The organism is Sphingomonas sp. (genome assembly GCF_019635515.1).
Lineage (GTDB): Bacteria > Pseudomonadota > Alphaproteobacteria > Sphingomonadales > Sphingomonadaceae > Sphingomonas.
In genome coordinates, this window is record NZ_JAHBZI010000002.1 from 348,927 (window position 1) to 373,498 (window position 24,572).

Annotated in this window: 22 protein-coding genes and 1 other RNA gene; 11 read left to right on the forward strand and 12 right to left on the reverse strand. The window is 66.0% G+C overall.

The features are described 5' to 3' along the window. Positions 1-16 precede the first annotated feature (16 nt). The 7 genes from KF730_RS13885 to KF730_RS13915 form a co-directional block, all read right to left on the reverse strand. Positions 17-601 carry a thymidine kinase gene (locus KF730_RS13885; RefSeq protein ID WP_294099886.1) on the reverse strand — a complete coding sequence of 195 codons (585 nt, stop codon included), beginning with the start codon at positions 599-601 and terminating at the stop codon, positions 17-19. Between the two features lie 59 nt (positions 602-660). Next, positions 661-1,053 carry a 30S ribosome-binding factor RbfA gene (rbfA, locus tag KF730_RS13890; protein WP_294098161.1) on the reverse strand — a complete coding sequence of 131 codons (393 nt, stop codon included), beginning with the start codon at positions 1,051-1,053 and terminating at the stop codon, positions 661-663. 151 nt (positions 1,054-1,204) lie between these two features. After that, positions 1,205-3,853 carry a translation initiation factor IF-2 gene (gene infB / locus KF730_RS13895; protein WP_294098163.1) on the reverse strand — a complete coding sequence of 883 codons (2,649 nt, stop codon included), beginning with the start codon at positions 3,851-3,853 and terminating at the stop codon, positions 1,205-1,207. A gap of 18 nt (positions 3,854-3,871) precedes the next feature. Further along, positions 3,872-4,561 (reverse strand): DUF448 domain-containing protein, encoded by a 690-nt coding sequence (locus KF730_RS13900; protein ID WP_294099887.1) that lies wholly within the window; start codon positions 4,559-4,561, stop codon positions 3,872-3,874. 28 nt (positions 4,562-4,589) lie between these two features. Then, positions 4,590-6,215 (reverse strand): transcription termination factor NusA, encoded by a 1,626-nt coding sequence (gene nusA / locus KF730_RS13905; RefSeq protein ID WP_294098165.1) that lies wholly within the window; start codon positions 6,213-6,215, stop codon positions 4,590-4,592. Then, entirely contained in the window at positions 6,215-6,772 is a 558-nt protein-coding gene (gene rimP / locus KF730_RS13910) for a ribosome maturation protein RimP (RefSeq protein ID WP_294098166.1), read from the reverse strand. The genes nusA and rimP overlap by 1 nt, the downstream gene beginning before the upstream one ends. 128 nt (positions 6,773-6,900) lie before the next feature. Continuing rightward, positions 6,901-8,691 carry a S9 family peptidase gene (locus KF730_RS13915; RefSeq protein WP_294098167.1) on the reverse strand — a complete coding sequence of 597 codons (1,791 nt, stop codon included), beginning with the start codon at positions 8,689-8,691 and terminating at the stop codon, positions 6,901-6,903. Positions 8,692-8,955: 264 nt separating this feature from the next. Here KF730_RS13915 and KF730_RS13920 point away from each other — a divergent pair, with 264 nt between their 5' ends. The 6 genes from KF730_RS13920 to KF730_RS13945 all read left to right on the forward strand — a co-directional run bounded on the left by KF730_RS13920 (position 8,956) and on the right by KF730_RS13945 (position 16,601). Further along, on the forward strand, positions 8,956-10,170 hold the full coding sequence (locus KF730_RS13920) for a PQQ-dependent sugar dehydrogenase (protein WP_294098168.1): 1,215 nt from the start codon (positions 8,956-8,958) through the stop codon (positions 10,168-10,170). A gap of 38 nt (positions 10,171-10,208) precedes the next feature. Continuing rightward, entirely contained in the window at positions 10,209-11,126 is a 918-nt protein-coding gene (gene truB / locus KF730_RS13925) for a tRNA pseudouridine(55) synthase TruB (protein ID WP_294098170.1), read from the forward strand. A gap of 20 nt (positions 11,127-11,146) precedes the next feature. Further along, positions 11,147-11,416 carry a 30S ribosomal protein S15 gene (rpsO, locus tag KF730_RS13930; protein ID WP_294098172.1) on the forward strand — a complete coding sequence of 90 codons (270 nt, stop codon included), beginning with the start codon at positions 11,147-11,149 and terminating at the stop codon, positions 11,414-11,416. A gap of 213 nt (positions 11,417-11,629) precedes the next feature. Further along, entirely contained in the window at positions 11,630-13,966 is a 2,337-nt protein-coding gene (gene pnp / locus KF730_RS13935) for a polyribonucleotide nucleotidyltransferase (protein ID WP_294098173.1), read from the forward strand. Positions 13,967-14,116: 150 nt separating this feature from the next. Continuing rightward, complete coding sequence (locus KF730_RS13940) at positions 14,117-15,484, forward strand: L-serine ammonia-lyase (protein WP_294098175.1); 1,368 nt, start codon at positions 14,117-14,119, stop codon at positions 15,482-15,484. Positions 15,485-15,497: 13 nt separating this feature from the next. Then, entirely contained in the window at positions 15,498-16,601 is a 1,104-nt protein-coding gene (locus tag KF730_RS13945) for a membrane dipeptidase (protein WP_294098177.1), read from the forward strand. Positions 16,602-16,613: 12 nt separating this feature from the next. Here KF730_RS13945 and ssrA read toward each other — a convergent pair. Then, positions 16,614-16,998: a transfer-messenger RNA gene (ssrA, locus tag KF730_RS13950) on the reverse strand. A 53-nt stretch (positions 16,999-17,051) separates the two neighbouring features. Between ssrA and KF730_RS13955 the strand changes: the two genes are divergently transcribed. Continuing rightward, on the forward strand, positions 17,052-17,483 hold the full coding sequence (locus KF730_RS13955) for an Rrf2 family transcriptional regulator (RefSeq protein ID WP_294099888.1): 432 nt from the start codon (positions 17,052-17,054) through the stop codon (positions 17,481-17,483). 10 nt (positions 17,484-17,493) lie between these two features. Here KF730_RS13955 and KF730_RS13960 read toward each other — a convergent pair whose 3' ends face one another. Both KF730_RS13960 and mscL read right to left on the reverse strand, forming a co-directional pair. Then, positions 17,494-18,546: a hypothetical protein gene (locus KF730_RS13960; protein ID WP_294098178.1), complete on the reverse strand. Its 1,053-nt coding sequence runs from the start codon at positions 18,544-18,546 to the stop codon at positions 17,494-17,496. Between the two features lie 71 nt (positions 18,547-18,617). Next, complete coding sequence (gene mscL, locus KF730_RS13965; protein WP_294098179.1) at positions 18,618-19,052, reverse strand: large conductance mechanosensitive channel protein MscL; 435 nt, start codon at positions 19,050-19,052, stop codon at positions 18,618-18,620. Positions 19,053-19,141: 89 nt separating this feature from the next. Here mscL and KF730_RS13970 point away from each other — a divergent pair, with 89 nt between their 5' ends. Genes KF730_RS13970 through KF730_RS13985 form a run of 4 tightly spaced genes read left to right on the forward strand, consistent with a single transcriptional unit; the run spans position 19,142 to position 21,771 of the window. After that, the gene (locus KF730_RS13970; RefSeq protein ID WP_294098181.1) at positions 19,142-19,723 is read left to right on the forward strand and encodes a LemA family protein; all 582 of its coding nucleotides are present in this window, start codon (positions 19,142-19,144) and stop codon (positions 19,721-19,723) included. A 25-nt stretch (positions 19,724-19,748) separates the two neighbouring features. Then, positions 19,749-20,585 carry a TPM domain-containing protein gene (locus tag KF730_RS13975; RefSeq protein WP_294098183.1) on the forward strand — a complete coding sequence of 279 codons (837 nt, stop codon included), beginning with the start codon at positions 19,749-19,751 and terminating at the stop codon, positions 20,583-20,585. 2 nt (positions 20,586-20,587) lie between these two features. Then, positions 20,588-21,259: a TPM domain-containing protein gene (locus KF730_RS13980; protein ID WP_294098185.1), complete on the forward strand. Its 672-nt coding sequence runs from the start codon at positions 20,588-20,590 to the stop codon at positions 21,257-21,259. Next, positions 21,256-21,771 (forward strand): NUDIX hydrolase, encoded by a 516-nt coding sequence (locus KF730_RS13985; RefSeq protein ID WP_294098187.1) that lies wholly within the window; start codon positions 21,256-21,258, stop codon positions 21,769-21,771. The genes KF730_RS13980 and KF730_RS13985 overlap by 4 nt, the downstream gene beginning before the upstream one ends. Before the next feature lie 28 nt (positions 21,772-21,799). On the opposite strand, the gene KF730_RS13990 is transcribed toward KF730_RS13985, so the two are convergent. After that, positions 21,800-22,081 carry an ETC complex I subunit gene (locus tag KF730_RS13990; RefSeq protein ID WP_294098188.1) on the reverse strand — a complete coding sequence of 94 codons (282 nt, stop codon included), beginning with the start codon at positions 22,079-22,081 and terminating at the stop codon, positions 21,800-21,802. Positions 22,082-22,090: 9 nt separating this feature from the next. Beyond that, entirely contained in the window at positions 22,091-24,523 is a 2,433-nt protein-coding gene (gene hrpB / locus KF730_RS13995) for an ATP-dependent helicase HrpB (protein WP_294098189.1), read from the reverse strand. Between the last annotated feature and the right edge of the window lie 49 nt (positions 24,524-24,572).

Sequence of the window (24,572 nt, forward strand, 5' to 3'; positions counted from 1 at the left end):
CTCGCAAAAGCCCCTGCTAGGCCCCAACGCCTGTACGCTGCATGAAGTGCCGACGGCACATCGCGACATAGCGCTCGTTGCCGCCGATCTCGCGCTGTTCCCCCTCGCGCACGGCATTGCCTTCGGCATCGACGCGCATGTTCATCGTCGCCTTGCGCCCGCATTCGCACACCGATTTGATCTCGATGAGCGCGTCGGCCAGCGCCAGCAGCTCGGCCGATCCCGGAAAGAGCTTGGCCTGGAAATCGCTGCGCAGGCCGTAGCAGAGCACCGGAATACCCACCTCGTCGGCCAGATGCGCGAGCTGGCGGACCTGGGCCGGCTGCAGGAACTGCGACTCGTCGACCAGGATACAGGAGAGCGGCGCCTTGAAATGCTCTTCCTCGGCGATCAACCGCAGGTCGGTTTCCTCGTCGAAGGGATAGGCGTTTGCCTTCAGCCCGATCCGCGAATCGATCACGCCCTTGCCGCCGCGATCATGGATTCCGGCGGTGAACAGCAGGGTGCGCATCCCGCGCTCGCGATAGTTGAAATCCGCTTGCAGCAGCGTGGTCGATTTGCCGGCGTTCATGCTGGCATAGTAGAAATAGAGCTTGGCCATCCGCACATAGTCCGCAACTGCGCGGACGAATCCAGTCATCGCCGCGGATTAGCTGTGGATCAATCCTCGCCAAGATCCTGCGCCACCTTGGGGTCGCGCAGCAGCTTGTCGATATGCGTGCCCTCGTCGAAGCTCTCATCGGCGATGAACTTCAGCTTCGCGGCATATTTCATCTTCACCCGATGCGCGACCTCGCGCTGGAGATAGGCGGTGTTGGTGCGCAGCGCCTTGAGCACCTTGTCCTCATCCTTGCCGAGCAGCGGCTTCACGAACACGGTGGCGTGGCGCAGATCGGGCGACATCCGCACTTCGGTGACCGACACCAGATGCGTCGCCAGCACCTCGTCATGAACATCGCCGCGGGCGAGTATCTCGCTCAGCACATGGCGCACCTGCTCGCCCACCTTGAGCAGGCGGACGGAGCGGTTCTCGGAGGTTTCGGCGTGCTTCATGTCATCAACAACCAGAACGGCGGGAGGAGCAGGACGAGGAACGCCGGGAGTGCGAAGATGCAGCCCTCAAGCAGGCAGCACCCGCCATGGCTGACAACGACATCGAGCTTGTTCTCGAGCCGCCGCTGTTGTTCGTCCTGCTCCTCCGGTGTCAGAGCGTCCGCTCGCGCAGTTCGACTTCGAAGGTTTCGAGGAAGTCGCCCGGCTTGATGTCGGTGAAGTTCTGGCTGAACGTTACGCCGCACTCAAGACCCGCACGCACTTCGGCGACATCGTCCTTGAAGCGGCGCAGCGACGCGATTTCACCCTGATAGATGATGACATCATCACGGGTGATGCGCGCCTTGAGCGCCTTGCGGATCGCGCCTTCGGTGACCAGCAGACCGGCGGCCTTGCCGGTCTTGCCCGCCGAGAAGACTTCGCGGATCTCGGCGCGGCCGACGACGGTTTCGAACGCTTCCGGCCCGAGCTGCCCGGCCATGCCGGCGCGGATCTCGTCGGTCAGGTCGTAGATCACGTCATAATATTTGAGCGCGACCTTGTTGCGCTCGGCGATCTCGCGCGCCTTGGCGTTGGGACGAACGTTGAAGCCGATGATCGGCGCGCCCGAAGCCGCGGCGACGTTGACGTCGCTCTCGGTGATGCCGCCGACGCCGGAATGCAGGATACGCACGCGGATATCGTCGGTCGAGATCTTGTTGAGCGATCCGATGATCGCCTCGACGGTGCCCTGGGTATCGGCCTTGACGACGAGCGGATACTCCATCGCCTGCTTTTCCTTGAGCGCCGAGAACATGCTCTCGAGGCTGGCGGGCGCATTGGTCGTGCGCTTGTTCTGGATGACGCCGGCGCGATACGCCGCGACTTCGCGGGCGCGCGCTTCGTTCTCGACGACCTGCAGCGAATCGCCCGCCATCGGCACGCCCGACAGGCCGAGCACCTCCACGGGCATCGATGGGCCGGCTTCCTTGAGCTGCGCGCCCTTGTCGTTGACCAGCGCGCGAACCTTGCCGCTCTCGGCGCCGATGACGAAGACGTCGCCGACCTTGAGCGTGCCGCGGGTGACGAGCACGGTCGCTACGGGGCCGCGACCCTTGTCGAGCTTGGCTTCGATCACGGTGCCTTCGGCGGTGCGGTCGGGATTGGCCTTGAGCTCGAGCAGTTCGGCCTGGAGCTGGATCTTCTCGATCAGCTCGTTGAGACCAGTCTTCTTGAGCGCCGAGACCTCGACGTCCTGGGTGTCGCCGCCCATCGCCTCGACCTGCACGTCATGCTCGAGCAGACGCTCGCGCACGCGCTGAGCATTGGCTTCGTGTTTGTCGACCTTGTTGATCGCCACGATCATCGGCACGCCGGCCGCCTTGGTGTGGTTGATCGCCTCGATCGTCTGCGGCATCAGCCCGTCATCGGCCGCCACCACCAGAATGACGATGTCGGTGACGTTGGCGCCGCGGGCGCGCATTTCGCTGAACGCTTCGTGGCCCGGCGTGTCGAGGAAGGTGATCTTCGACTTGTCCTTCAGCGTGACCTGATAGGCGCCGATATGCTGGGTGATGCCGCCGGCTTCGCCCTTGACCACGTCGGTACCGCGCAGCGCGTCAAGCAGCGAGGTCTTGCCGTGATCGACATGGCCCATGATCGTAACCACCGGCGGACGCGCCTTGAGCGTCTCGGGAGCATCCTCGACCGTATCGGTGGCGAGATCGACGTCCGAGTCGGACACCCGGACGATGTTGTGACCGAATTCGGTAACGAGCAGCTCCGCCGTGTCCTGATCGATGGTCTGCGTCATCGTGACGGGCATGCCCATCTTGAACAGCGTCTTGACCAGGTCGGCACCCTTCTCGGCCATGCGGTTGGCGAGTTCCTGTACGGTGATCGCCTCGGGTACCTGCACGTCGCGAATCTGCTTGGCCTGGGGCTCGCGTGGGCCGCCCAGACGGCGATGTTCCTTCTCGCGGGCACGCTTCAGTGCCGCCAGCGAACGGGCGCGCGCGCCGTCATTGTCGCCGAGCGCACGATTGACGGTGAGCTTGCCCGATTGGCGGCGGTCGTCGCCGGGGCGGCCGGCGCCACGGCTCGGCCGCGCGGGTGGCTCGGGGCGCTTGGGCACACCGGTGCCCGAAGGCAGCGGCCGCGCCGATTGCGGCTGTGATGCGGCCGGCGCTTCCTCGCGGTCCTGCACGGGCGCGGGCTTGGGCTGCGGCTTGGGGATTTCGGGACGCGCGACCGGCGTGAAACGGCGCGGCGCGGGCCGGTTCGGATCGAGCGCGATGCCGACCGGCTCAGGAGCCGGTTCGGGCGCGGGCGCGGGCGCAGGGGCGGGTTCGGGCGCCGGAGCGGGTTCCGCAGCCTTGGCCTTCGCCTTGGCAGGGTTCGCCGCTGCTTCGGCTTCGGCCTGCGCGCGCTCCTCGGCGCGGCGTGCTTCGGCCTCGATCGCTTCAGCGCGCTCACGTTCCTCGCGGCGGCGCGCTTCCTCAAGCGCCTGCATGCGTTGCTCTTCGGCTTCGCGCAGCATACGGGTTTGGCGCTCCTGCGCGGTCTCGCCAGCGGCGGCGGAAGGACGCGGAGCAGGCGCGGGCGCGGGAGCAGGCGCGGCAACGGGCTCGGGAGCCGGCGTCGCCTCTTCCGGAGGAGTGCCCTGCGGACCCAGCACACGGCGGCGCTTCACTTCCACGACCACGGTGTTCGAACGGCCATGGCTGAAGCTCTGCTTCACCTTGCCCGTCTCGACGGTGCGCTTGAGGCCCAGCGGCGCGCGCATGCCCAGTTTCGGCTTTTCGTTCTCGGTGTCGCTCATGCGGCTGCCTAAAGTCCTTCAGTCTGTCTTGTCGTCGTCGTGCGACGCTTCCAACGGAAGCGCCGATGCGCCCTGCGAGACGTTTTCGCAAGGCACGGGCAAGGGATCGGGTCCGATAAAGTGCAGCCAGCGGTCGAGCGCTTCGCTCGCCCGCTTCGCTGCGCGCGGGTCGGTAAGGCCTGCATGTACCACGTTTTCGCGGCCCAGTGCCATTGACAATATGGTGCGCGGCAGGGGCAATGTAACCCCTTTGAGCCCGCTTCCTTCGCGATCGCTGCCAACGCGCCAGGCTTGCGCGAGCTTGGCCATGCCATCGGCACCGGCGTCGCTGGCGTGGAGCAGCAGGTACAGCTTGCCCGACCGGGCCGCCTTGTCGAGCTTCTCGCCGCCGGTGACGACGAAGCCGGCCTTGGCCTCCAGCCCGAGCCGATCGAGAAAAGCGCGCTGCAGTTGCGCCGCGATCCGCTCGCCGAGATCGTCGGGAATGATGAGCTTCTGCGTCTTGAACGCGCGCGCCAGCGCACCGTGCAATTTCTTGTCCGATTTCGCCAGCTCGGCCTTGGTCACGCCGATCCACGCTCCGCGGCCCGGCGCCTTGGCGCGGACATCGGGGAGCACGTCGCCGTCCGGCGAGACCGCGAGGCGCACGAGATGGTCGCGCGCCTGCTTGTCACCGGAGAGTATGCACTTCCGGATCGGGCCTTCGATGGCGTCGGCGGGGGTTAGCCCAGGCGTATCATTGTTCGGATTCCGCAACTGCGTCCTCCGAACCTGCGGCCGCAGCGGACTCCTCATCGGCGAACCAGTGCGCGCGGGCGGCCATGATGATCTCGTTGCCCTGCTCGTCGCTCAGGCCGTATTCGGCGAGCACGCCGCCCTTGTCCTCGGCGCGCTTGGGCGCGTCCTCGTTGCGGCGGCGCGGTTCGACGCGCTTCTTCTGGACCAGCTCGTCGGTGGCGAGATCCGCGAGATCGTCGAGCGTCTTGATCCCGGCCTTGCCGAGCGTGACCAGCATCGCCTCGGTCATGTACGGCATGGTCGCGAGATCGTCCTCGACGCCGAGTTCGCGGCGCAGGTTGCGGTTGGCTTCCTCGCGACGTTCCAGCGCCTCGGCTGCACGGCTCTGCAGCTCGGCACCGAGATCCTCGTCGAACCCTTCGATCTCGGCGATTTCCGCCAGCTCGACATAGGCGACCTCTTCGAGGCTCGAGAAGCCTTCGGCGACCAGCAGCTGTGCCAGCGTCTCATCGACGTCGAGCTCGTTCTGGAACATCTCGGAATTGGCGACGAATTCCTGCTGACGCTTCTCGCTGGCGTCGGTCTCGGTGAGAATGTCGATCGCCTTGGCGGTCAGCTGCGAGGCGAGGCGGACATTCTGGCCGCGGCGGCCGATGGCGAGGCTGAGCTGATCGTCGGGCACCACCACTTCAATACGGTCATCCTCCTCGTCGATGACGACGCGGCTGACATTGGCGGGCTGGAGCGCGTTGACGACGAAGGTCGCGGTGTCTTCGCTCCACGGGATGATGTCGATCTTCTCGCCCTGCATTTCCTGCACGACCGCCTGGACGCGCGAGCCCTTCATGCCGACGCAGGCGCCGACCGGGTCGATGCTGCTGTCGTGGCTGATCACGCCGATCTTGGCGCGCGAGCCCGGGTCGCGGGCGGCCGCCTTGATCTCGATGATGCCATCGTAAATCTCGGGCACTTCCTGTGCGAACAGCTTCTTCATGAAGTCGGGATGCGCGCGGCTAAGGAAAATCTGCGGCCCGCGATTCTCGCGGCGGACGTTGAGGATGATCGAGCGGACGCGGTCGCCGACGCGAACCACCTCGCGCGGAATCTGCTGGTCGCGGCGGATCACGCCCTCGGCGCGGCCGAGATCGACGACGACATGACCGAACTCGACGCGCTTGACGACGCCGGTGATGATCTCACCCATCCGGTCCTTGAACTCTTCATGCTGGCGCTCGCGCTCGGCGTCGCGGACCTTCTGGAAGATGGTCTGCTTAGAAGCCTGGGCCTGGATGCGGCCGAACTCGATCGGGGGCAGCGGATCGACGATGAAGTCGCCGATCGCGGCGTCCTTCTGGAGCTTCTGCGCGCCCTTCAGATCGACCTGCTTGAAATAGTCGTCGACCGCCTCGACCACTTCGACGACGCGCCACAGGCGCAGGTCGCCGGTCTGCGGGTCGAGCTTGGCGCGGATGTCGTTCTCGCTGCCATAGCGGTTCTTGGCGGCGCGCTGGATCGCGTCCTCCATCGCCTCGATGACGATGGCGCGGTCGATCAGCTTTTCCTTCGCCACCGAATCGGCGATTGCGATCAGCTCGGCCTTGTTTGCGGAAATGGCAGTGGCCATCAGTATTCTTCCTCTGCTTCGATTTCGTCGAATTCTTCTGCGCCTTCGCTCGAAAGCGGCGCGGTTGCGTCGATCAGGCGGTCGGTCATCAGCAGCTTGGCGTCCGCGACCTGCGCCCAAAGAATGGAAACTTCTCGGTGCTTGCGCACATCGATGGTGATCGTCTCGCCTTCAATGCCGACCAGATCCCCGGTCAATTGCTTGCGATTGTCGGCGGTCGGCTCGGTCAGGTTGATCCGTGCCTCGTGCCCGGCCCAATCGGCAAAGTCCTGAAGTCGGGTCAGCGGGCGGTCGATCCCCGGCGAGCTGACTTCGAGGCGATAGGCGTGATCGATCGGATCCTTGCCCTCGGCCTCAAGCCGGTCGAGCACATCCGAGATGCGGCGCGACAGATCGGCGCAATCGTCGATCGTCAGCTGGCGCGTATCGGGGCGCTCGGCCATCACCTGCAGCGTCGGATCGCTGACCCCGCCGAACATCTTGACGCGCACCAGGTCGAGCCCGAGCGCCTTGGCTTCGGGTTCGATCAGGCTGGTCAGTGCGGCGATGTCCGCCAAGTGCGTGCTCCGGCAATCAGATGTGCGCCTTCTGCGACCGCACCCGGTGGGCGCGGCCTCAACATGTTTGACGATGTCGAGAAAGCACGGGCGATATACGCGCATGCTCGGCCGGGAGCAAGGGCCTGTCAGCTCGGATTGTAGCGATCGAGAAACTGGCCGACGCGCCGCAGGAAATCGGCGCTGTTTGCCGGATCGTCCATATTATGCCCCTCGCCGGGATAGACCGCATATTCGTGGGTCCGTCCCAGCCGCGACAGCGCCTGATGCAGCATCACCGATTGCTCGGGCGGGACAATATCGTCCTCCGATCCATGCGCGATCAGCATCGGCGTGACAATGCGATCGGCGTAGCTGAGTGGCGACAGCGACTCGAGCGACGGCGCCGAACCCTGGATGCGCCGCCGCCACGCGCGGAAATCGACCGCAGCGAAGGTCTGACGGTCGTAATCGAGCTGGGCGCGAACGTCGGAGATGCCGGCGAAGCTGATCGCGCAGCGATATTTGTCGGGATCGCGCGCCGCTGCCCACATCGCCGCGTAACCGCCATAGGAGGCGCCCATCACGCAGACGCGGCGCGCGTCGATCGTTCCTGCCTTGGCCAGCCAGGCGACGCCGTCGTCCATATCGTCCTGCATGCCGCGGCCCCATTCGCCATCGCCCTTCGCCATATAGGCGATGCCGTAACCGACCGAACCGCGGAAATTGGGCTGGAACACCGCATAGCCCTTGGCCGCGAGATACTGGACCCAGGGATCGTACCCCCAATCGTCGCGCGCGAACGGACCGCCATGCGGTATCACCACCAGCGGCAGCCCGGCGCTGCCGCGTCCGGCGGGAAGCGTCAGGAAGCCATGCAGCGTCATCCCGTCGCGGGCGCGGTAGGAGACCGCGCGCATCTCGGTGGCGGGGCGGGCGGTAAGCTCAGGATTGACCGCGCCGAACAGGGCAGCGCGGCCGCCGGAATAGACATAATAGATGCCACGGTCCGATGCCGAACTGCTCAGCACCAGCAGGCGCTGCTTGTCGTCGCTGGCGGAGACCACGCGGTTGACCCGCCCAGGCAGCGCCGCATCGATCGCCTCTTGCTCGCCAGCGGCGGCGGCATCGAACCACAGGGTCTCGTCACGGTCGCCGCTGAAGCGCACGCCGAGCAATCGGCCGTCGGGCCCGGTCTCGAAACCGTCGAGATCGACCTGGTCATTTTCGTAGATCAGCCGGCCCAGCTTTCCGCGGCGGAAGTCATAGGCATAGAGCCCGGTACGTCCGCTGGGTGCCTCGGCCATCGCATAGCCAGTGTCGCTGCCGCGCACCGCCGCCAGCTGTTCGACCGCGTCGCCGTCCGATGCGCGGCTGAAGCGGTCACCTTCCTGCCGCCGATAGAGCATCCAGGCGCGTTGGCCCTTTGCGGCGATGCCGGCGCGGATGACGCCGTCGGCATCGACCATCCAGTCGCGGACATGCGGCTGCGGCGCAACCGCGAGCGCCGCGGCGCCGGTGCGCAAGTCGATGCGGTAGACCGAAGGCGGGGTGCGCTCATCGGCCTGCGACTTGAGCAGCATGAAGGTGCCGGCGCGGTCGATATGGAGGATCGCGTCATTGGCGCCGGCCGGGCGGGGGGCGCCGAGTTGTCGGAGCGCGCCGCTGGTCAGATCGACCGCGACCAACCGCGATGTTGGTGCCGAACCCTGAAGGAGCAGGCTGACCAGCAAGCTATGGCCATCGATCCAGCGATACCATTGCAACTGCTCGGTGCGCGGGAGCGCGACCGGCTGTGGATCGGCCATGCCCTTGTCGGCCTGAAATACCGCGAGGCGAGCCTCGCCGCCGACCATGGCGCGCGCCGCGATGCGGCCACCGTCAGGAGACAGCAATGGCTCCGAAAGCACCGGCTCGGAGAAATAAAGTGCAGGATCCACGGTCACGGGATCAGCCGAGGCGGCAGTCGCAAACGCAAATACGCAGGCGCACGCGGCGCAGCGCAGAATCGACCAGAACATCGCTTGCCCCCAAGCCCGGTATGCGAGGCAGGATGTCTCGACTTGGAAAGTTGCGCAATAGCGGAAATGTACGCAATTTCGTTACGTTAGCGAGATTATTGCGTGTGTGCACCGGCAAATGACGGGAGCGTAGCGATGCGCTAGAGCGTTGCGCATCCGAAACCCGATCGGAGTGCCCTGAATATGCCCCATGCCCGGATATTCCTTCCTGCGTTCGCCCTGCTCGCGGCGTGCAATCCACAATCCTCCGCAGTCGCGCAGGATGCTGCGGACAGGCCGTTCACGCTGACCGAGGTCGCCAGTTTCGACACGCCCTGGGCGATGACCTTTCTCCCAGACGGGCGGATGCTGGTGACACAAAAGGCCGGGCAGATCGTGCTGGTTTCCGCCGATGGCAAGACGCGCAGCAAAGTGGCGGATGTCGAAGTCGCGTTCCAGGGGCAGGGTGGCCTGCTAGACGTCGCGCTCGATCCGCAATTCGCCGCCAACAAGCGTGTCTGGTACAGCTATGCCGAGCCGCGCTCGGGCGGCTCCAGCCTGGCGCTGGCGCACGGCATATTGCGCGACGGCGCCACCCCGGTGCTGGCCAACCCCCAGATTGTCTGGCGCGCGGGATCGGACGGCAAGGGGGGGCAGTTCGGCGCGATCATCGCCTTTGCGCCCGATGGTCAGTCGCTGTTCCTGAGTTTGGGCGAGCGCCAGCGCTTCACCCCTGCGCAGGATCCCGATCAGGCGCTCGGCAAGATCATCCATCTGACGCTCGACGGTCAGCCGGCACCCGACAATCCCTGGGCGGGCAAGACCGGAGCGGCCAGCGTCAAGGTCACCGATCCGCCCAAGAATACCGAGATCGCCAAGACCGCGACCGCGCGCACCCTGGCGGTCGATGGGACTAATATGGTTCCGGCTGAGATCTGGAGCCTCGGTCATCGCAATCCCTATGGCCTGACCTTCGACGACAAGGGTCGGCTCTGGGAAAGCGAGATGGGGCCGAAGGGCGGCGACGAGATCAACCTGATCCAGCGCGGCAGGAATTACGGTTGGCCCAATGTCTCGAACGGCGACAATTACGATGGCACGCCGATCCCCGATCACGCGGCCGGTGATAGCTATGAGCCGCCCAAGATCTTCTGGAATCCGTCGATCTCGCCAGGAGGCTTGCTCTTCTACAACGGCGACAAATTCCCGGCCTGGAAGGGCTCGCTGCTGCAGGGGGCTTTGTCGGGCCAGGCGCTGATCCGCATCAAGATCGACGGCGACAAGGCCAGCAAGGCCGAACAATGGAATCTCGGCATGCGCGTCCGCGATGTGGCGCAAGGCCCCGACGGCAGTGTCTGGCTGCTCGAAGATGGCGAAAAGGGTGCGGGCGGCCGATTGTTCAGGCTCAGCCCGCGCTGAGGCTGGCCGCGCCGCCGCGCCTCGGCTAGGGCGCGGGCGTGCATGGCTGGATCATCCTCGACAAGCCCCTGGGGCTCGGCTCGACGCAGGGCGTGAGCGCGGTCAAGCGCGCGCTGCGCGAGGGTGGCTATGGCAAGTACAAGGTCGGCCATGGCGGTACCCTCGATCCACTGGCGACCGGCGTGCTGCCGATCGCGGTGGGCGAGGCGACCAAGCTGGCGGGGCGGATGCTCGACAGCGACAAGGTGTACGAGTTCACGATCACCTTCGGCGCGGAAACTGACACGCTCGACGCCGAGGGCAAGGTGGTTCGCGAGGCTCTGTTGCCAAGCCGAGGCCACGTCTGGGACGCCATCCGACATTTCACCGGGCCCATCACCCAGGTGCCGCCGGCCTATTCCGCTCTCAAGGTTGACGGCCAACGCGCATATGATCTGGCGCGCGCGGGTGAGGTCCCTACGCTCGCCACCCGCGATGTGGTGATCCATAATCTCCAATCGACCAATCGGCTGATCAACGGGATCGGCAAGACTGGGACGGACATGAGCGAAGTGCTGACCCATGCGGATCTGCGCGCCCATGTGTCGAAAGGTACCTATATCCGCAGCTTGGCGCGCGACATCGCGAACCATGCTGGCAGCGCCGGCTATGTCACCACGCTGCGCCGGATCAAGGCCGGTCCGTTCGACACGCTCTCCGCGATTTCGCTGGACAAACTGGCCGAACTGGCTAAGGCGCGCACGCTTGAACAACACCTCCTGCCATTGAGGGCGGGGCTGGACGACATCCCGGCTCTATCTCTCACCCCCGACCAGGCAGGGCTGCTCCGACAGGGGCGGGTTCTGGCCGGGACGCACGCAGATGGCCAATATTTCGCGCTGCTCGGGGAAGTGCCCGTAGCGCTGGTGGAGGCTCAATCCGGGGAAATCCGGGTCGTCCGCGGGTTCAATCTGTAGAAGATGCCGAAGGAAAAGACATGACGATCACTGCGGAGCGCAAGAACGCGCTCGTCAAGGAACATGCCCGCGCCGAAGGCGACACCGGCAGCCCGGAAGTCCAGATTGCGATCCTCACCGAGCGCATCGTCAACCTGACCGAGCACTTCAAGGGGCACGCCAAGGACAATCATTCGCGCCGCGGTCTTCTGATGATGGTCAACAAGCGCCGTTCGCTGCTCGACTATCTGAAGAAGAAGGACGCAACCCGCTACACCGACCTGATCGGCAAGCTGGGTCTCCGCAAGTGACGCAATCGTTCGGCCCGCTTCGGCGGGCCGTTTACGTATTGCGTCATCCCCGCGAAAGCGGGGATCCAGGGTCTCGGGCGTAACGCCATTGGCCCTAGGCTCCTGCTTCCGCAGGAGCACACAAGGGAAGGCAATCAGGCCATCCCCTGAGCCAAGAACGGCTCAATCAATAGGCCCCCCGCGTGATCGGCACCGGGGAGTGAAGGAAACCAAATGTTCGATACCAAGAAAGTAGCAATCCAGTGGGGCGGTCAGACCCTCACGCTGGAAACGGGCAAGGTCGCCCGCCAGGCCGACGGCGCCGTGATGGCGACCCTCGGCGAAACCGTAGTGCTCTGCGCCGTCACGGCTGCGAAGAGCGTCAAGGAAGGCCAGGACTTCTTCCCGCTGACCGTGCACTATCAGGAGAAATATTCGGCCGCCGGGCGCATCCCGGGCGGCTTCTTCAAGCGCGAACGCGGCGCCACCGAGAAGGAGACCCTGGTCTCGCGCCTCATTGACCGCCCGATCCGCCCGCTGTTCCCCGAGGGCTTCTACAACGAGATCAACGCGATCGCGCAGGTCCTGTCGTATGACGGCCATAACGAGCCCGACATCCTCGCGATGGTCGCCGCTTCAGCCGCGCTGACCATCTCGGGCGTGCCCTTCATGGGTCCGATCGGCGCCGCGCGCGTCGGTTACGTCAACGGCGAATATATCCTCAACCCGACCGACAAGCAGGTCGCCGAGGGCGATCTCGACCTCGTCGTCGCTGCCACTCGCGACGCGGTGATGATGGTCGAATCCGAAGCCAATGAGCTTTCGGAAGAAGTCATGCTCGGCGCCGTCCTGTTCGCGCACGACGCTTGCCGCACCGTGGTCGACGCGATCATCGATCTCGCCGAACAGGCCGCCAAGGATCCGTGGGAAATCGCCTCGGGCGACGACAATGCCGCGCTCAAGGACCGCCTCAAGAAGCTGATCGGCAAGGACATCGCCGCCGCCTACAAGCTGACCGACAAGTCGGCCCGCTCGAACGCGCTGAACGAGGCCCGGGCCAAGGCCAAGGCGCAGTTCGTCGAGGACGGTCTGACCCCGCAGCAGGTGATGGCCGGCATCAAGCTGATCAAGAAGCTCGAAGCCGAGATCGTCCGCACCGCCATCCTCAAGGACGGCAAGCGCATCGACGGCCGCACCACCACGCAGATCCGCCCGATCGTCGCCGAGACGCACTTCCTGCCGCGCGCGCACGGCTCGGCGCTGTTCACCCGCGGCGAGACCCAGACCATCGCCACCTGCACCCTCGGCACCAAGGACGCCGAGCAGATGATCGATGGGCTGAACGGGCTCAGCTACCAGCACTTCATGCTGCACTATAACTTCCCGCCCTATTCGGTCGGCGAAGTCGGCCGCTTCGGCGCGCCGGGGCGTCGTGAAGTCGGTCATGGCAAGCTGGCCTGGCGTGCGCTGCATCCGGTGCTGCCGACCAAGGACGAGTTCCCCTATACCGTGCGTCTGACCAGCGACATCACCGAGTCGAACGGCTCGTCGTCGATGGCATCGGTGTGCGGCGGCAGCCTCGCGATGATGGATGCCGGCGTGCCGATCAAGCGCCCGGTCTCGGGCATCGCGATGGGCCTGATCCTTGAGGGCAAGGATTTTGCAATCCTGTCGGACATCCTCGGTGACGAGGATCATCTTGGCGACATGGACTTCAAGGTTGCCGGCACGTCCGAAGGCATCACCACGATGCAGATGGACATCAAGATCGCCGGCATCACCCGCGAAATCTTCGAGAAGGCGCTCAACCAGGCCAAGGAAGGTCGCGCGCATATCCTTGGCGAAATGAACAAGGCGTTGGGCGAGACCCGCTCGGAGCTGTCGGCGCACGCGCCGCGCATCGAGACGCTGACCATCGACAAGTCGAAGATCCGTGACGTCATCGGCACTGGCGGCAAGGTCATCCGCGAGATCGTCGCCACCACCGGCGCCAAGGTCGACATCGACGACGAGGGCGTGATCAAGGTCTCGTCGAGCGATCACGCGCAGATCGAAGCCGCGATCAACTGGATCAAGGGCATCGTCGAAGAGGCCGAAGTCGGCAAGATCTACACCGGCAAGGTCGTCAACCTCGTCGATTTCGGCGCGTTCGTGAATTTCATGGGCGGCAAGGACGGCCTCGTCCACGTCTCGGAAATCCGCAACGAGCGCACCGAGAAGGTCTCGGACGTCCTCAGCGAAGGCCAGGAAGTCAAGGTCAAGGTCCTCGAGATCGACCAGCGCGGTAAGGTCCGCCTGTCGATGCGCGTCGTTGACCAGGAAACCGGCGCCGAGCTCGAAGACACCCGTCCGCCCCGCGAGGAGCGTCCGCGTGGTGACCGTCCGCAGCGCGACGGTGACCGCCGTCGTGACGGCGGCCGCGGCGGCGACCGTGACCGTGGCCCGCGCCGTGACGACCGTGGTCCGCGCGGTGACCGTGGTGATCGCGGCCCGCGCCGTGAACGTTCGGACGAGGGCGACAAGGGCGGCGAGGATATCGGCCTGCCCGCGTTCCTGACCGGCGACGACTAGGGTCGGGCGAGCCTGAAATGAATGAGGGGTCCGGCGGCAACGCCGGGCCCCTTTTCTTTGGCAAAGCGCCTGTCCGGACTATCGTAACAATGGTTACCAGCGTACCGGTCGCATCCTATGCGGGCCGCCGCCGGGCGGGCGGGAGAGGTTATGGTCGCCAGCACCTTTGAATTGTTCAAGATCGGCGTCGGGCCGTCGAGTTCGCACACGATGGGGCCGATGACTGCCGCCGCACGCTTCGCCGCCGATGCTCCGGCGGAGACTGCGCGCGTTGAGGTATTGCTCTATGGCTCGCTGGCGCTGACCGGGAAGGGTCATGCCACCGATAGCGCGACGTTGCTCGGGCTTGCCGGGCATCTGCCCGCCGCGATCGATCCCGACGCGGCGGAGGCCGAAGTCGCGGCGATCCGCGCCTCGGGCCGCCTCAAGCTCGCCGGTACCCGCGACATCGCTTTCGACGAGACCGAAGACCTGCGCTTCCTCCAGCGCGAACGCCTGTCTTTCCATTCCAACGCGATGACGCTGGTGGCGTTCAACGCCGATGGCGTCGCACTTTTGCGCCAGACCTATTATTCGGTCGGCGGCGGCGCGGTGTTGCGCGACGACGAGACCGGGCGCAACTCGCTCGACGCCAGCGGCTGGGATGTGCCGCACAATTTCAGCTCGGGCGACACGCTGGTCGCGCTCGCAGAACGCGAAGGCAAGTCGATCGCGCAATTGATGCGCGAGAATGAGGAAACCGCGCGCACCCCCGAACAGGTCTCGGCCGGGCTCGCCGCGATTCGCCAGGCGATGTCGGCCTGTGTCGAGCGCGGCATCGCTTCGCGCCATACCGAGCTTCCTGGCGGCCTTCGCGTCAAGCGCCGCGCCCCCGAGATTCACGGCAAATTGCTACAGCGCCAGGAGCGGGCGCTTTCCGATCCCCTGTCGGTGATCGACTGGATCAATCTCTGGGCGCTGGCGGTGAACGAGGAGAATGCCGCCGGCGGCAAGGTCGTCACCGCGCCGACCAATGGCGCGGCGGGAATCGTGCCGGCGGTGCTGCGCTATTACGAGCGTTTCGCGCCGATGGCGTGCGAGAAGGGCATCGAGGATTTTCTGCTGACCGCGGCGGCGATCGGCTCGTTGTTCAAGGAGAATGCCTCGATCTCGGGCGCGGAGGTCGGCTGCCAGGGCGAGGTCGGCGTCGCCTGCTCGATGGCCGCGGCGGGGTTGGCGGCGGCGCTCGGCGGAACCCCGGCGCAGATCGAGAACGCGGCCGAGATCGGCATGGAGCATAATCTTGGCCTGACCTGCGATCCGGTCGGCGGGTTGGTCCAGGTGCCGTGCATCGAGCGCAACGCCGTCGGCGCGGTCAAGGCGATCGAGGCGGCGCGGCTCGCCCTGCTTGGCGACGGCACCCACCGCGTCTCGCTCGATCAGGTGATCGAGACGATGCGCAAGACCGGGATCGACATGAGCGAACGTTACAAGGAAACTTCGCTGGGCGGATTGGCGGTCAACGTCGTCGAGTGTTGAGGGAGAGATAGGGATGCGCGGGAAGCGAATCGATCGGCGCGGATTGCTGGCCGGAGCGGGCGCGATGCTGGTGGCCGGGCAGGCTATGGCCCGGCCCGCGCGCAAGCTCTGGATCGACGGCATGAGCTTCCTGCCCGAGGATATGGACGAGATCCGCGCGTCCGGGCTCGACGCGATGATCTGCGACGTCTCGGCGATCCAGACAGTCAAGGCGGCGGACGGTTCGCCCAAATATCTGCGCGGGTTCGAGGCCAATGATCCGGCGATCGACGCCGCCGTCGCGCGGCTGGCGGCGAGCCAGACCGCCTATCTCGCATTGAGGGGTAGCGATATCGGCAGGAAGCCGGGCTGCGCGGCCTTCCTGCAGATGCAGTCGACCGAGATGATGGGCGACGATCCCGGCCGCCTCGCCTATTTCCATGGCAAGGGCCTGCGGATCGTCCAGTTCACGCATCACAATGATACGCCCTATGCCGGCGGCGCGATCGAGCCGGTGCAGCACGGGCTAACCCCGCTGGGGATTGCGGGTCTTGCCGAGATGAACCGGCTGCGGCTTGTGCCCGATGTCTCGCACGGCGCCGAGGCAACGATGCTCGATGCGGCGCGGCTCAGCAAAACCCCGATCATCCTGTCGCACGGCGCCGCCAGGGCGCTGGTCGATCATCCCCGCTGCGCCTCCGACGCGGTGATCCGCGCCATCGCCGCCAAGGGCGGGATGATGGGGCTGTTCATGATGAGCTTCTGGCTGACCCGCGACCGGGTGCCGACGCCTGACCACTATGTCGCCCAGCTCCGCCACATCATCAGGATCGGCGGAATCGACGCGGTCGGCATCTCCAACGATTTCCCGATGACTGGCGAGGCCAATCTGGTGAAGCTCGGCAATAACAACGCCGAAGGGGTGAAGGGCTATCTCGACTGGTGGCATGCGATGGACAAGCGCGGTGTGCCGGGTTTCGCCTGGGTGCCCGAACATGTCGTCATCCCCGAATTCAACAATATCCACCGCATGGAGCGTATCGCCGCCACGCTCGAGCGAGCGCGTTTCAAGGGACGTGAGATCGACAAGGTCATGGGCGGCAACTGGCGCCGCGTGCTCACCGAGGTGCTGGGATAGTCTGTGAGGTAGAGTGGGGGACTTCTGTTGCCCGGTGTCCCCCGTACCGCTGGAATCCGCTTCTGTTGCCCGGTGCGGTCCAACCGCGCATTTTAGAATAACCTTAGGCCGTTAAGCCTTGGGGTTACGCCGCAATAGCGAGTGCTTCGTTATCGTTGGCACTTGTGTAATGGACCGTCACAGTGGCCCACGCTGAGAGATAGTCGGCGCTTTTCAACACACGTCGATCCTGGTTCGGCCCCGTCAGAAACGGTGTCCAGATACACCACCATTTATGGTGGAGCCGCCGGGTACTGCCCCCGGGTCCGCTGCGTCTATTGCACGCCGTCGTTTATCCCCATAGCCGCCCGAAAGACGGCAGTGCCAATATAGGCACATCGCGCGCAAATAAAAGAGCCATGGGATTCCAGCCTCTTCACAATCGCGCAGGGGATTGGCATGGGCGTGGCCATGTTGACCCAGCGGTCCCGTTATGCGTTGCGCGCGATGCTCTTCCTTGCCGGGGAACCTGTGGCCGGCAATCCGATTCCGATGCACCGTATCGCCACGCAAGCGAATGTGCCGCGCAAATTCCTCGAGCTGATCCTCGCCGATCTGCGTGAGGCCGGCTTCCTCGTCTCGACCCGCGGCAAGATGGGCGGATACCGGCTGGCCCGCGCGTCGCGGCTTATCTCGCTGGGCGAGATCATCCGCGTCATCGAAGGGCCGTTGGCGCTGGTGTCGTGCGTCAGCCGTACCGCCTACAAGCCCTGCCACGATTGCAAGGACGAAGCCGCCTGCGCGATCCGGCAGGCGATGGCCCGGGTCCGCGACGAGACCGCGCGCATCCTCGACGGCACCAGCCTTGCCGATGCCACCGCCGAGAACCTTGCCGCCGCCTGACGATCGCGCGTCAGCGCGGACGCAGCACGAACTGCTCGTTGATGTTGCTGCCGCAATAGCCCCAGCTGAGCTGATTGTCGTCGAGGCGCCACGGCATCAGGCATAATTCCTGCCGGATACGATACGCGCCGCCGTCGGCCGGGGCGATCTCGAACCAGTATGCGGCGTCCGATCCGCAGAATGTCGCCCTGGCCCGCGCGCCTTCGCCTTCGCCGGCAGGGCGCATCAGGCACAGCGAGGTGCCCTCCAGCCCGATCTCGAACCGGTCCTTGCCCGCGTCGGTCTTGCCGCGCCAGCGCACATTGAACTGGGTGCCGGTCGCGCAATCTGCGGTGAAGCGGAGCGGGGCGTTGCCGCGATCGTCCTGCAACCCCGTGGAGAGGCACACGTCGCTGCGGAAGCGCCCGGCGATGCGATAGACGCCGTCGGAGGGCTGGCGCGCGGCGGCCGGCGGAAGGATGACCAGCGGCAGTGGACCGATCGTCTTCGGCACGGCCGGCGTGACCGGCATCGGGCCGACCGGTCGCGCCACGGATAGCATGCGATTAAGGTCGTACAGACGGAACGTGCCGCGCAACCCCTGGCAGCGCTCGAGAACCATGTCGCTGGACGGCAGGTCCTGGCTGGCGCGCAAATACCAGCAGGTCCCTTCGCTGGTGCGGATATGATAGCGGTCGCCATCCGGCGCCAAGCGGAACTCCTGGTCGAGCGCCGAGCGGTCGCACGGCAGGATGTCGACCCGGGCGGGGCCGGCCACCACGCCGCGCGCGACCGTGGCGCAGTTGTTGGTATTGCCGATCCGCAATCGCGCGCGAGACTGGCCCAGCCATTCGGCGTTGATCGGGATCGCGTCGCGACAGGGGCCACCGCGCAGATACGGAGTAACCAGCGCGCGCGTCGTGATCTGGGCGACCACGCAGACGCCGGAGAAAATCTCGACCCGGAGCGTCGCCGTACCGCCCTCCGGGATTTGCGTGACCGGTGCCGGCTCGGTCTGGGCGAGCGCCGGCGGCGCGGCGATCAGCGCCAGACCGAGCGCGGCGCGGCGGATAAGCGTGAGCATGGCGTTCCCCCCGAACTTGCTTTCGGAGGGAACCTAACACCTGCACCGAAGTGCAACAACAAGCGGGTTTCTCAGCCCTTCTTGCGCAATTCGTCGCGGATCTCGCGGAGCAGCGCGATGTCGGCCGGCTCGACCGGTGCTGCCGCGGGCGCTTCCTCGGGCTTGGGCATCACTCTGTTCACCGAGCGGATGATCAGGAAGATGATGAAGGCGACGATCAGGAAATTGACCGCGACGGTGATGAACTCGCCATAGCCGAGCAGCGGCACGCCGGCCTTTTTGAGCGCCTGATAATCGGTCGACCCGACGAGCGCTGCCGGGACATCGCCGAGCACGATGAAATAGCTCGAAAAATCGAGCCCGCCGAAGACCTTGCCGATCAGCGGCATCAATATGTCGTCGGTCAGCGAGGTGACGATCTTGCCGAACGCCGCGCCGATGATCACCGCCACGGCGAGATCGAGCACGTTCCCACGGGCGATGAAGGTCCGGAATTCCTTTAGCATCGGGACACACCCCTCTTGTTTGCCGATTTCCTTTCTCCATCTTGCGCCTGTGCCGTATGATAGCAAGGCACTTTGGTGGAGGGATTGCGATGAAGATGCGTGCTGTTCTGGTGCTGGCGATGGCCACACTGCTTTCGGCCTGCGGGCTCAATAGCGTTCCAACCGCGCAGGAAGCGGCCAAGGCGAAATGGGCCGACGTCCAGACCAACTATCAGCGTCGCGCCGATCTGATCCCCAATCTCGTCGCGACCGCCAAGGGCGCCGCCGGTTCGGAAGCCAAGATCCTCACCGACATCACCAATGCCCGCGCCAGCGCCAGCCAGATCAAGCTGAGCGGCGACGATCTCACCGATCCGGCCAAGGTTTCAGCGTTCAATCAGGCGCAGAACGGGGTGAGCCTGACGCTGCAGCGTCTGCAGGAGGCGTATCCGGACCTCAAGAGCCAGGCCAATTTCGCCACGCTGATGAGCCAGCTCGAAGGCACGGAAAACCGCATCGCGATCTCGATCCGCGACTATAACGCCGCCGTGCAGGACTATAACACGCTGATCCGCACCTTCCCCTCGGCGATCGGCGCCAAGATCTTCCACGGCGCCAAGCCGATGGTGCCGTTCGAGGCCAAGGCGGGCGCGGACGTCGCGCCGACTGTGAATTTCGGGAACGGCAGCTAGTCACCTCGCAAAGCGGAGCAACGGCATGAAAACCCTCCGCCTGTTGCTATGCGTGATGGCGGCGCTGTTCGGCGCCGCCATCGCACAGGCGCAGAATTTTCCGGAGCGCGGCAGGGAGCCGGTGGTCGATGCCGCCAAGCTGCTGTCGCCCGAGCAGGTCGCGGAGCTCACCCGGCTTTCAGAAGGGATCAACAAGGATACGACGCGCCAGTTCGTCGTCGCCACCATTCCCGATCTCGAAGGCTATGACATCGCCGATTATGGCTATCAGCTCGGCCGCAAATGGGGGTTGGGCGAGAAGGACGCCAATAACGGCATCATCCTGATCGTCGCGCCCAATGATCGCAAGGTGCGGATCGAGGTCGGCTATGGGCTCGAGCCGATCATGACCGATGCGCTGTCGAGCCAGATCATCAACCAGATAATAATCCCCAAATTCAAGGCGGGCGACATGCCCGGCGGCATCGTCGCGGGCGCGCAGGCGATCGGCGAGCAGATGACGCTCCCGCTCGAGGCCGCCGAGGCCAAGGCCAAGGAGGCCGTGGACAAGGCCGGCGCCACGCGCAGCCGCAACGGCGGCGACAGCTTCCCGTTCGGCTTGCTGTTCATCGGCATAGTAGTGGCGTTCGTGGTGCTGCCGATGATGTTCGGCGGGCGGCGCGGGCGGCGCTATCGTGGCGGCGGTGATAACTGGCCGATCATCCTGTGGAGCATCGCCAACGAGATTGGCCGTAACTCGGGCGGCAGCGGCGGCTCAGGCTGGGGAGGCGGAGGCGGTAGCGACTGGGGCGGCGGCGGTGGTGGCGGCTTCTCGGGCGGCGGCGGATCGTTCGGCGGCGGCGGCGCTTCGGGGAGTTGGTGACGATGTTGCTCAGCGAAGCCGATCATGCGGCCGTGACCGCGGCGGTCGCACAGGCCGAACTGACGACCGATGGCGAGATCGTCACGGTCGTGGCGAAGCAGTCGGACGCCTATCATGACGTCGCGCTGCATTGGGCGGTGCTGGCGATGTTTCTCGCGCTGGCGTTTCTCGCCTGGCAGCCCGGGCTGCTCGCCTGGATGCACGCTCGCTTGGTCGATAATTGGGCCGAGAGCGTGCCGCCGAGCTGGTATCTGACAGCGGCGATGATCATCGCCGCGCTCAAGTTCTTGGGCGTCCGCCTGCTGCTCGCGATCGACGGCCTCAGGATGCTGCTCACCCCCGGCAGCACCAAAGCGCGCCGCGTCCGGCGCAAGGCGGTGCAATTGTTCCGCACCGGCGCCGAGAAGCGCACCAAGGCCGCGACCGGCGTATTGCTCTATCTCAGCCTCGACGAACGTCGCGCCGAGATCATCGCCGACGAGGCGATCCATTCGAAGGTCACCCCCGATGTATGGGGGGCGGCGATGGCGGCGCTGCTGCCCAAGGTGAAGAGCGGCAAGCCCGGCGAAGGCATGGCCGATGCCGTCGCTCAGATCGGGCTGGTCCTTGCCGAGCATTTTCCGCGCAGCGAAGGCGACACCAACGAACTACCCGATCGCCTGATCGAGCTGTGAGCACGCGCGAAATCGCCTGGGCGGGCAAGTGGATCACCGCGATCCGCGACGGCAAATGGGAATATGTCGCGCGGGCGCGCGGGATCGGCGCCGTCGTCATCATCGCGATTGATGACGGCCATGTCCTGCTCGTCGAGCAATATCGCGTGCCGATCGGGATGCGCTGCATCGAATTGCCCGCCGGGCTGGTCGGCGACGACCATGAAGGCGAGGACGCGCTAACCTCAGCGAAGCGCGAGCTTGAGGAAGAGACCGGCTACACCTGTGAGCGGGTCGAGCATCTCGGCGTCTTCCACGCCTCGCCCGGTCTGGTCAGCGAAGGCTTCACCTTGGTTCGCGCATATGGCTTGAAGCGCATCGGCGAAGGCGGCGGACTGCCCGGCGAGGACATCGTCGTCCACCGCGTGGCGCTCGACAGCCTCGCCGATTTCGTCGCGGCCAAACGCGCCGAGGGCGTCGCGGTCGATGTCAAATTGCTGACGCTGTTGGGGCCGACCCTATTGGCGGTTTAGTTCTCCTGCGAAAGCAGGAGTGCAACGATCAGCGGAAATTGTCCGCGTACGCCTGCAACTTCAGCTTCCGCTCCGGTGCGGGCACGACATGATAGGCCAGCCCCTCGCGCTCGGCATAGGCCGTGGCTTCCTCCAGCGAGGCGAAGCCCAGCCGCAACTGGCTGGTGGTGTCACCGCCGCCAGCCCAGCCGGTCAGCGGATCAGGCGTCTGCGCACTCACCGGTTCGATCTCGAGCTGCCAGCGGTCGGTGCGGGCGCGGCCGGACTGCATGGCGTTCTTGGGCTTCTGATAGATGCGAGCGGTCTTCATGAGGTTCCTTTAGCGCTCCGCGTTCCTTCTTGCATCCGCATTTTTGGTGCGCAGCGTCGCATTGGCCGATGCCGGATCGTCGGGCCAGGGATGGCGCGGATAACGGCCGCGCATCTCCTTGGCGACCGCTGCCCAACTGCCTTTCCAGAACCCCGGCAGATCGCGCGTCGTCTGGATCGGACGGCCGGCGGGCGACGTCAGGCTGAGGACGAGCGGCGTGTTGCCGATCATCGGATGGACCGCCAGCCCGAACAGCGCCTGCGGGCGCAACTCCACGGTCGGCCCGGCCTCGGCGGCGTAATCGATCGCGTGGCTGGATCCCGCGGGCGATTCGAAGCGCGCGGGCGCGGCCTTGTCGATCGTGCGCATCGCATCCCAGCCAGCCAGGTTCTGCAAAGCCTCGGTCAGCGCGCCCGGCTCCATCGCGTCAAGCCGGCGTTTGCCCGCCAGCACTGCGGGCAGCCAGTCTTCGATCGTCGCGAGCAACGCTTCGTCGCTCAGCACCTCGACTCCCGCATAAGCCGCGCGTGTCCGCAGCGTATCCGCGCCGCCGGACCAGGGCAGCAGGCCCAGCCCATGCGTCCGCACGCCTTCGAGCAAGGCTTTCTCGATCTCGTCGCTGCTCGCACTCGAATCAGGGCCGGAGGAAAGCCGGATCGCGCCCAGCAGCCGCTCGCGCAGCGTCTCGATACGCCCGCTCGCGGGATCGAAACGGACACTGCGCCTGGTCTCGATCCGGTCGGCGAACAGCGCCTCCACCGTCGCAGGATCGATCTGCGCCGCCGAAAGGATGCGTGCGCCCGATGCCATGCCTTGCGTCTCCGCCACCGCCAGCCATTCGGCCCGCGCCAGCGGCGACGTTGGATCGAGCTTGAACCCGCGTCCGCCCGCTGATGCCCAGGTCTCGCCAGATGCGTCGCGCCGCCTGGCGATGCGATCCGGGAATGCAAGCGCGACGCAGGTGGCGACATCGCCATCTCCGGCACCGGAAACCAGTTTTGACCAGCGCTCGGCCAAGCGCCGCGACCCCTCGGCGCGCGGCCCGCGCTCATTCCGCCACCGCCGCAGCCGCAGCTCCAGATCCTGATCGTTCCCGCCCAGCCCGCGCTCGCCGAGCAAAACCGCGATCTGCGCGGCGGTGTGGCCCAGCCCCATTTCGCCCGCGCGCACCAGCATATGCCCCAGCCGCGGCGGCAGCGGCAGGCGCGCGATCGCCTTGCCGTGCGCGGTCGGGCGGCCATCCGCATCGATTGCCTCCAGCGCCGTCAACCGCGCCCGCGCTTCCGAAATCGCCGCATCAGGCGGCGGATCGAGCCAGGCTAGCTGGCGCGGATCGCTGACACCCCACAGGGCACAATCGAGCGTCAGCGCCGAGAGATCGGCTTCCAGAATCTCGGGTGGATCGAAGCGCGGCAGTCCCGCCGTCGCCGCTTCCTCCCACAGCCGATACGCCACGCCTGGCCCCTGTCGTGCCGCGCGGCCCGCGCGCTGGGTCGCCGAAGCCTGGCTCGCCCGCTCGGTGACCAGCCGCGTCATCCCCGCCGCCCGGTCGTAGCGCGGGCGCCGCGCCAGCCCCGAATCGACCACCACCCGGATGCCGTCGAGCGTCAGCGAGGTTTCGGCGATCGATGTCGCCAGCACCAGCTTGCGCCGCCCTTGGGGGTCGGGCGCGATCGCCGCGCGCTGGGCGGCGGGGTCCATGCTGCCGTGCAGCCGGTGCAGCATCACGCCGGGCATGCCCTCCAGCCGTTCCGCCGTCCGCTCGATCTCCGCCACCCCGGGCAGAAACGCCAGAACGCCGCCTTCGGCCTCGCGCAGCGCGACCCGCACCGCCGCCGCCATGGAGTCCTCAAGTCTGCTTTCCGCCGCGCGCCCGATATGTCGCAATTTCAGCGGGTAGCTCCGCCCCTCACTCTCGATCACCGGGGCATCCCCCATCAGCCCCGAGAAGCGCGATCCGTCCAAGGTCGCCGACATCGCCACCAGCCGCAGATCGGGCCGCAGCGCGCCTTGCGCATCGAGCGCCAGCGCCAGCCCGAAATCCGAATCCAGGCTGCGCTCATGCACTTCGTCGAACAGCACCGCCGAAACGCCGGCCAGCTCGGGGTCAGCCTGAATGCGATTGACGAAAATTCCCTCGGTAACCACCGTCACCCGCGTCGCCGCCGAGCGCTTCGAATCGAGACGTGTCGCATAGCCAAAGGTCTTGCCGACGCTCTCACCCGCCAGCGCCGCCATCCGCTCGCCCGCCGCACGCGCCGCCAGCCGGCGAGGCGACAGCAGCAATATCTCCCCCGTGCACCAGGTCTCTCCGAGGAGCGCCGGTGCCACCGCCGTGGTCTTGCCCGCCCCCGGCGGCGCGACCAGCACGGCGTTGCTCCCCGCCCGCAAGGCAGCGAGCAATTCGGGTAACACGGCGTGGATCGGCAGCTTCTCTAGCATCGGCTGCAACCAATTCAGGAAAGCCGGGTTTGGCGCAAGCGAAGGAGAG

Bases quoted from the DNA above. Each gene is read 5' to 3' on its own strand.
- KF730_RS13885 (WP_294099886.1), bottom strand. From the start codon at position 601: ATGGCCAAGCTCTATTTCTACTATGCCAGCATGAACGCCGGCAAATCG.
- rbfA (WP_294098161.1), bottom strand. From the start codon at position 1,053: ATGAAGCACGCCGAAACCTCCGAGAACCGCTCCGTCCGCCTGCTCAAG.
- infB (WP_294098163.1), bottom strand. From the start codon at position 3,853: ATGAGCGACACCGAGAACGAAAAGCCGAAACTGGGCATGCGCGCGCCG.
- nusA (WP_294098165.1), bottom strand. From the start codon at position 6,215: ATGGCCACTGCCATTTCCGCAAACAAGGCCGAGCTGATCGCAATCGCC.
- KF730_RS13920 (WP_294098168.1), top strand. From the start codon at position 8,956: ATGCCCCATGCCCGGATATTCCTTCCTGCGTTCGCCCTGCTCGCGGCG.
- rpsO (WP_294098172.1), top strand. From the start codon at position 11,147: ATGACGATCACTGCGGAGCGCAAGAACGCGCTCGTCAAGGAACATGCC.
- pnp (WP_294098173.1), top strand. From the start codon at position 11,630: ATGTTCGATACCAAGAAAGTAGCAATCCAGTGGGGCGGTCAGACCCTC.
- KF730_RS13940 (WP_294098175.1), top strand. From the start codon at position 14,117: ATGGTCGCCAGCACCTTTGAATTGTTCAAGATCGGCGTCGGGCCGTCG.
- KF730_RS13945 (WP_294098177.1), top strand. From the start codon at position 15,498: ATGCGCGGGAAGCGAATCGATCGGCGCGGATTGCTGGCCGGAGCGGGC.
- KF730_RS13955 (WP_294099888.1), top strand. From the start codon at position 17,052: ATGTTGACCCAGCGGTCCCGTTATGCGTTGCGCGCGATGCTCTTCCTT.
- KF730_RS13960 (WP_294098178.1), bottom strand. From the start codon at position 18,546: ATGCTCACGCTTATCCGCCGCGCCGCGCTCGGTCTGGCGCTGATCGCC.
- mscL (WP_294098179.1), bottom strand. From the start codon at position 19,052: ATGCTAAAGGAATTCCGGACCTTCATCGCCCGTGGGAACGTGCTCGAT.
- KF730_RS13970 (WP_294098181.1), top strand. From the start codon at position 19,142: ATGAAGATGCGTGCTGTTCTGGTGCTGGCGATGGCCACACTGCTTTCG.
- KF730_RS13975 (WP_294098183.1), top strand. From the start codon at position 19,749: ATGAAAACCCTCCGCCTGTTGCTATGCGTGATGGCGGCGCTGTTCGGC.
- KF730_RS13980 (WP_294098185.1), top strand. From the start codon at position 20,588: ATGTTGCTCAGCGAAGCCGATCATGCGGCCGTGACCGCGGCGGTCGCA.
- KF730_RS13990 (WP_294098188.1), bottom strand. From the start codon at position 22,081: ATGAAGACCGCTCGCATCTATCAGAAGCCCAAGAACGCCATGCAGTCC.
- hrpB (WP_294098189.1), bottom strand. From the start codon at position 24,523: ATGCTAGAGAAGCTGCCGATCCACGCCGTGTTACCCGAATTGCTCGCT.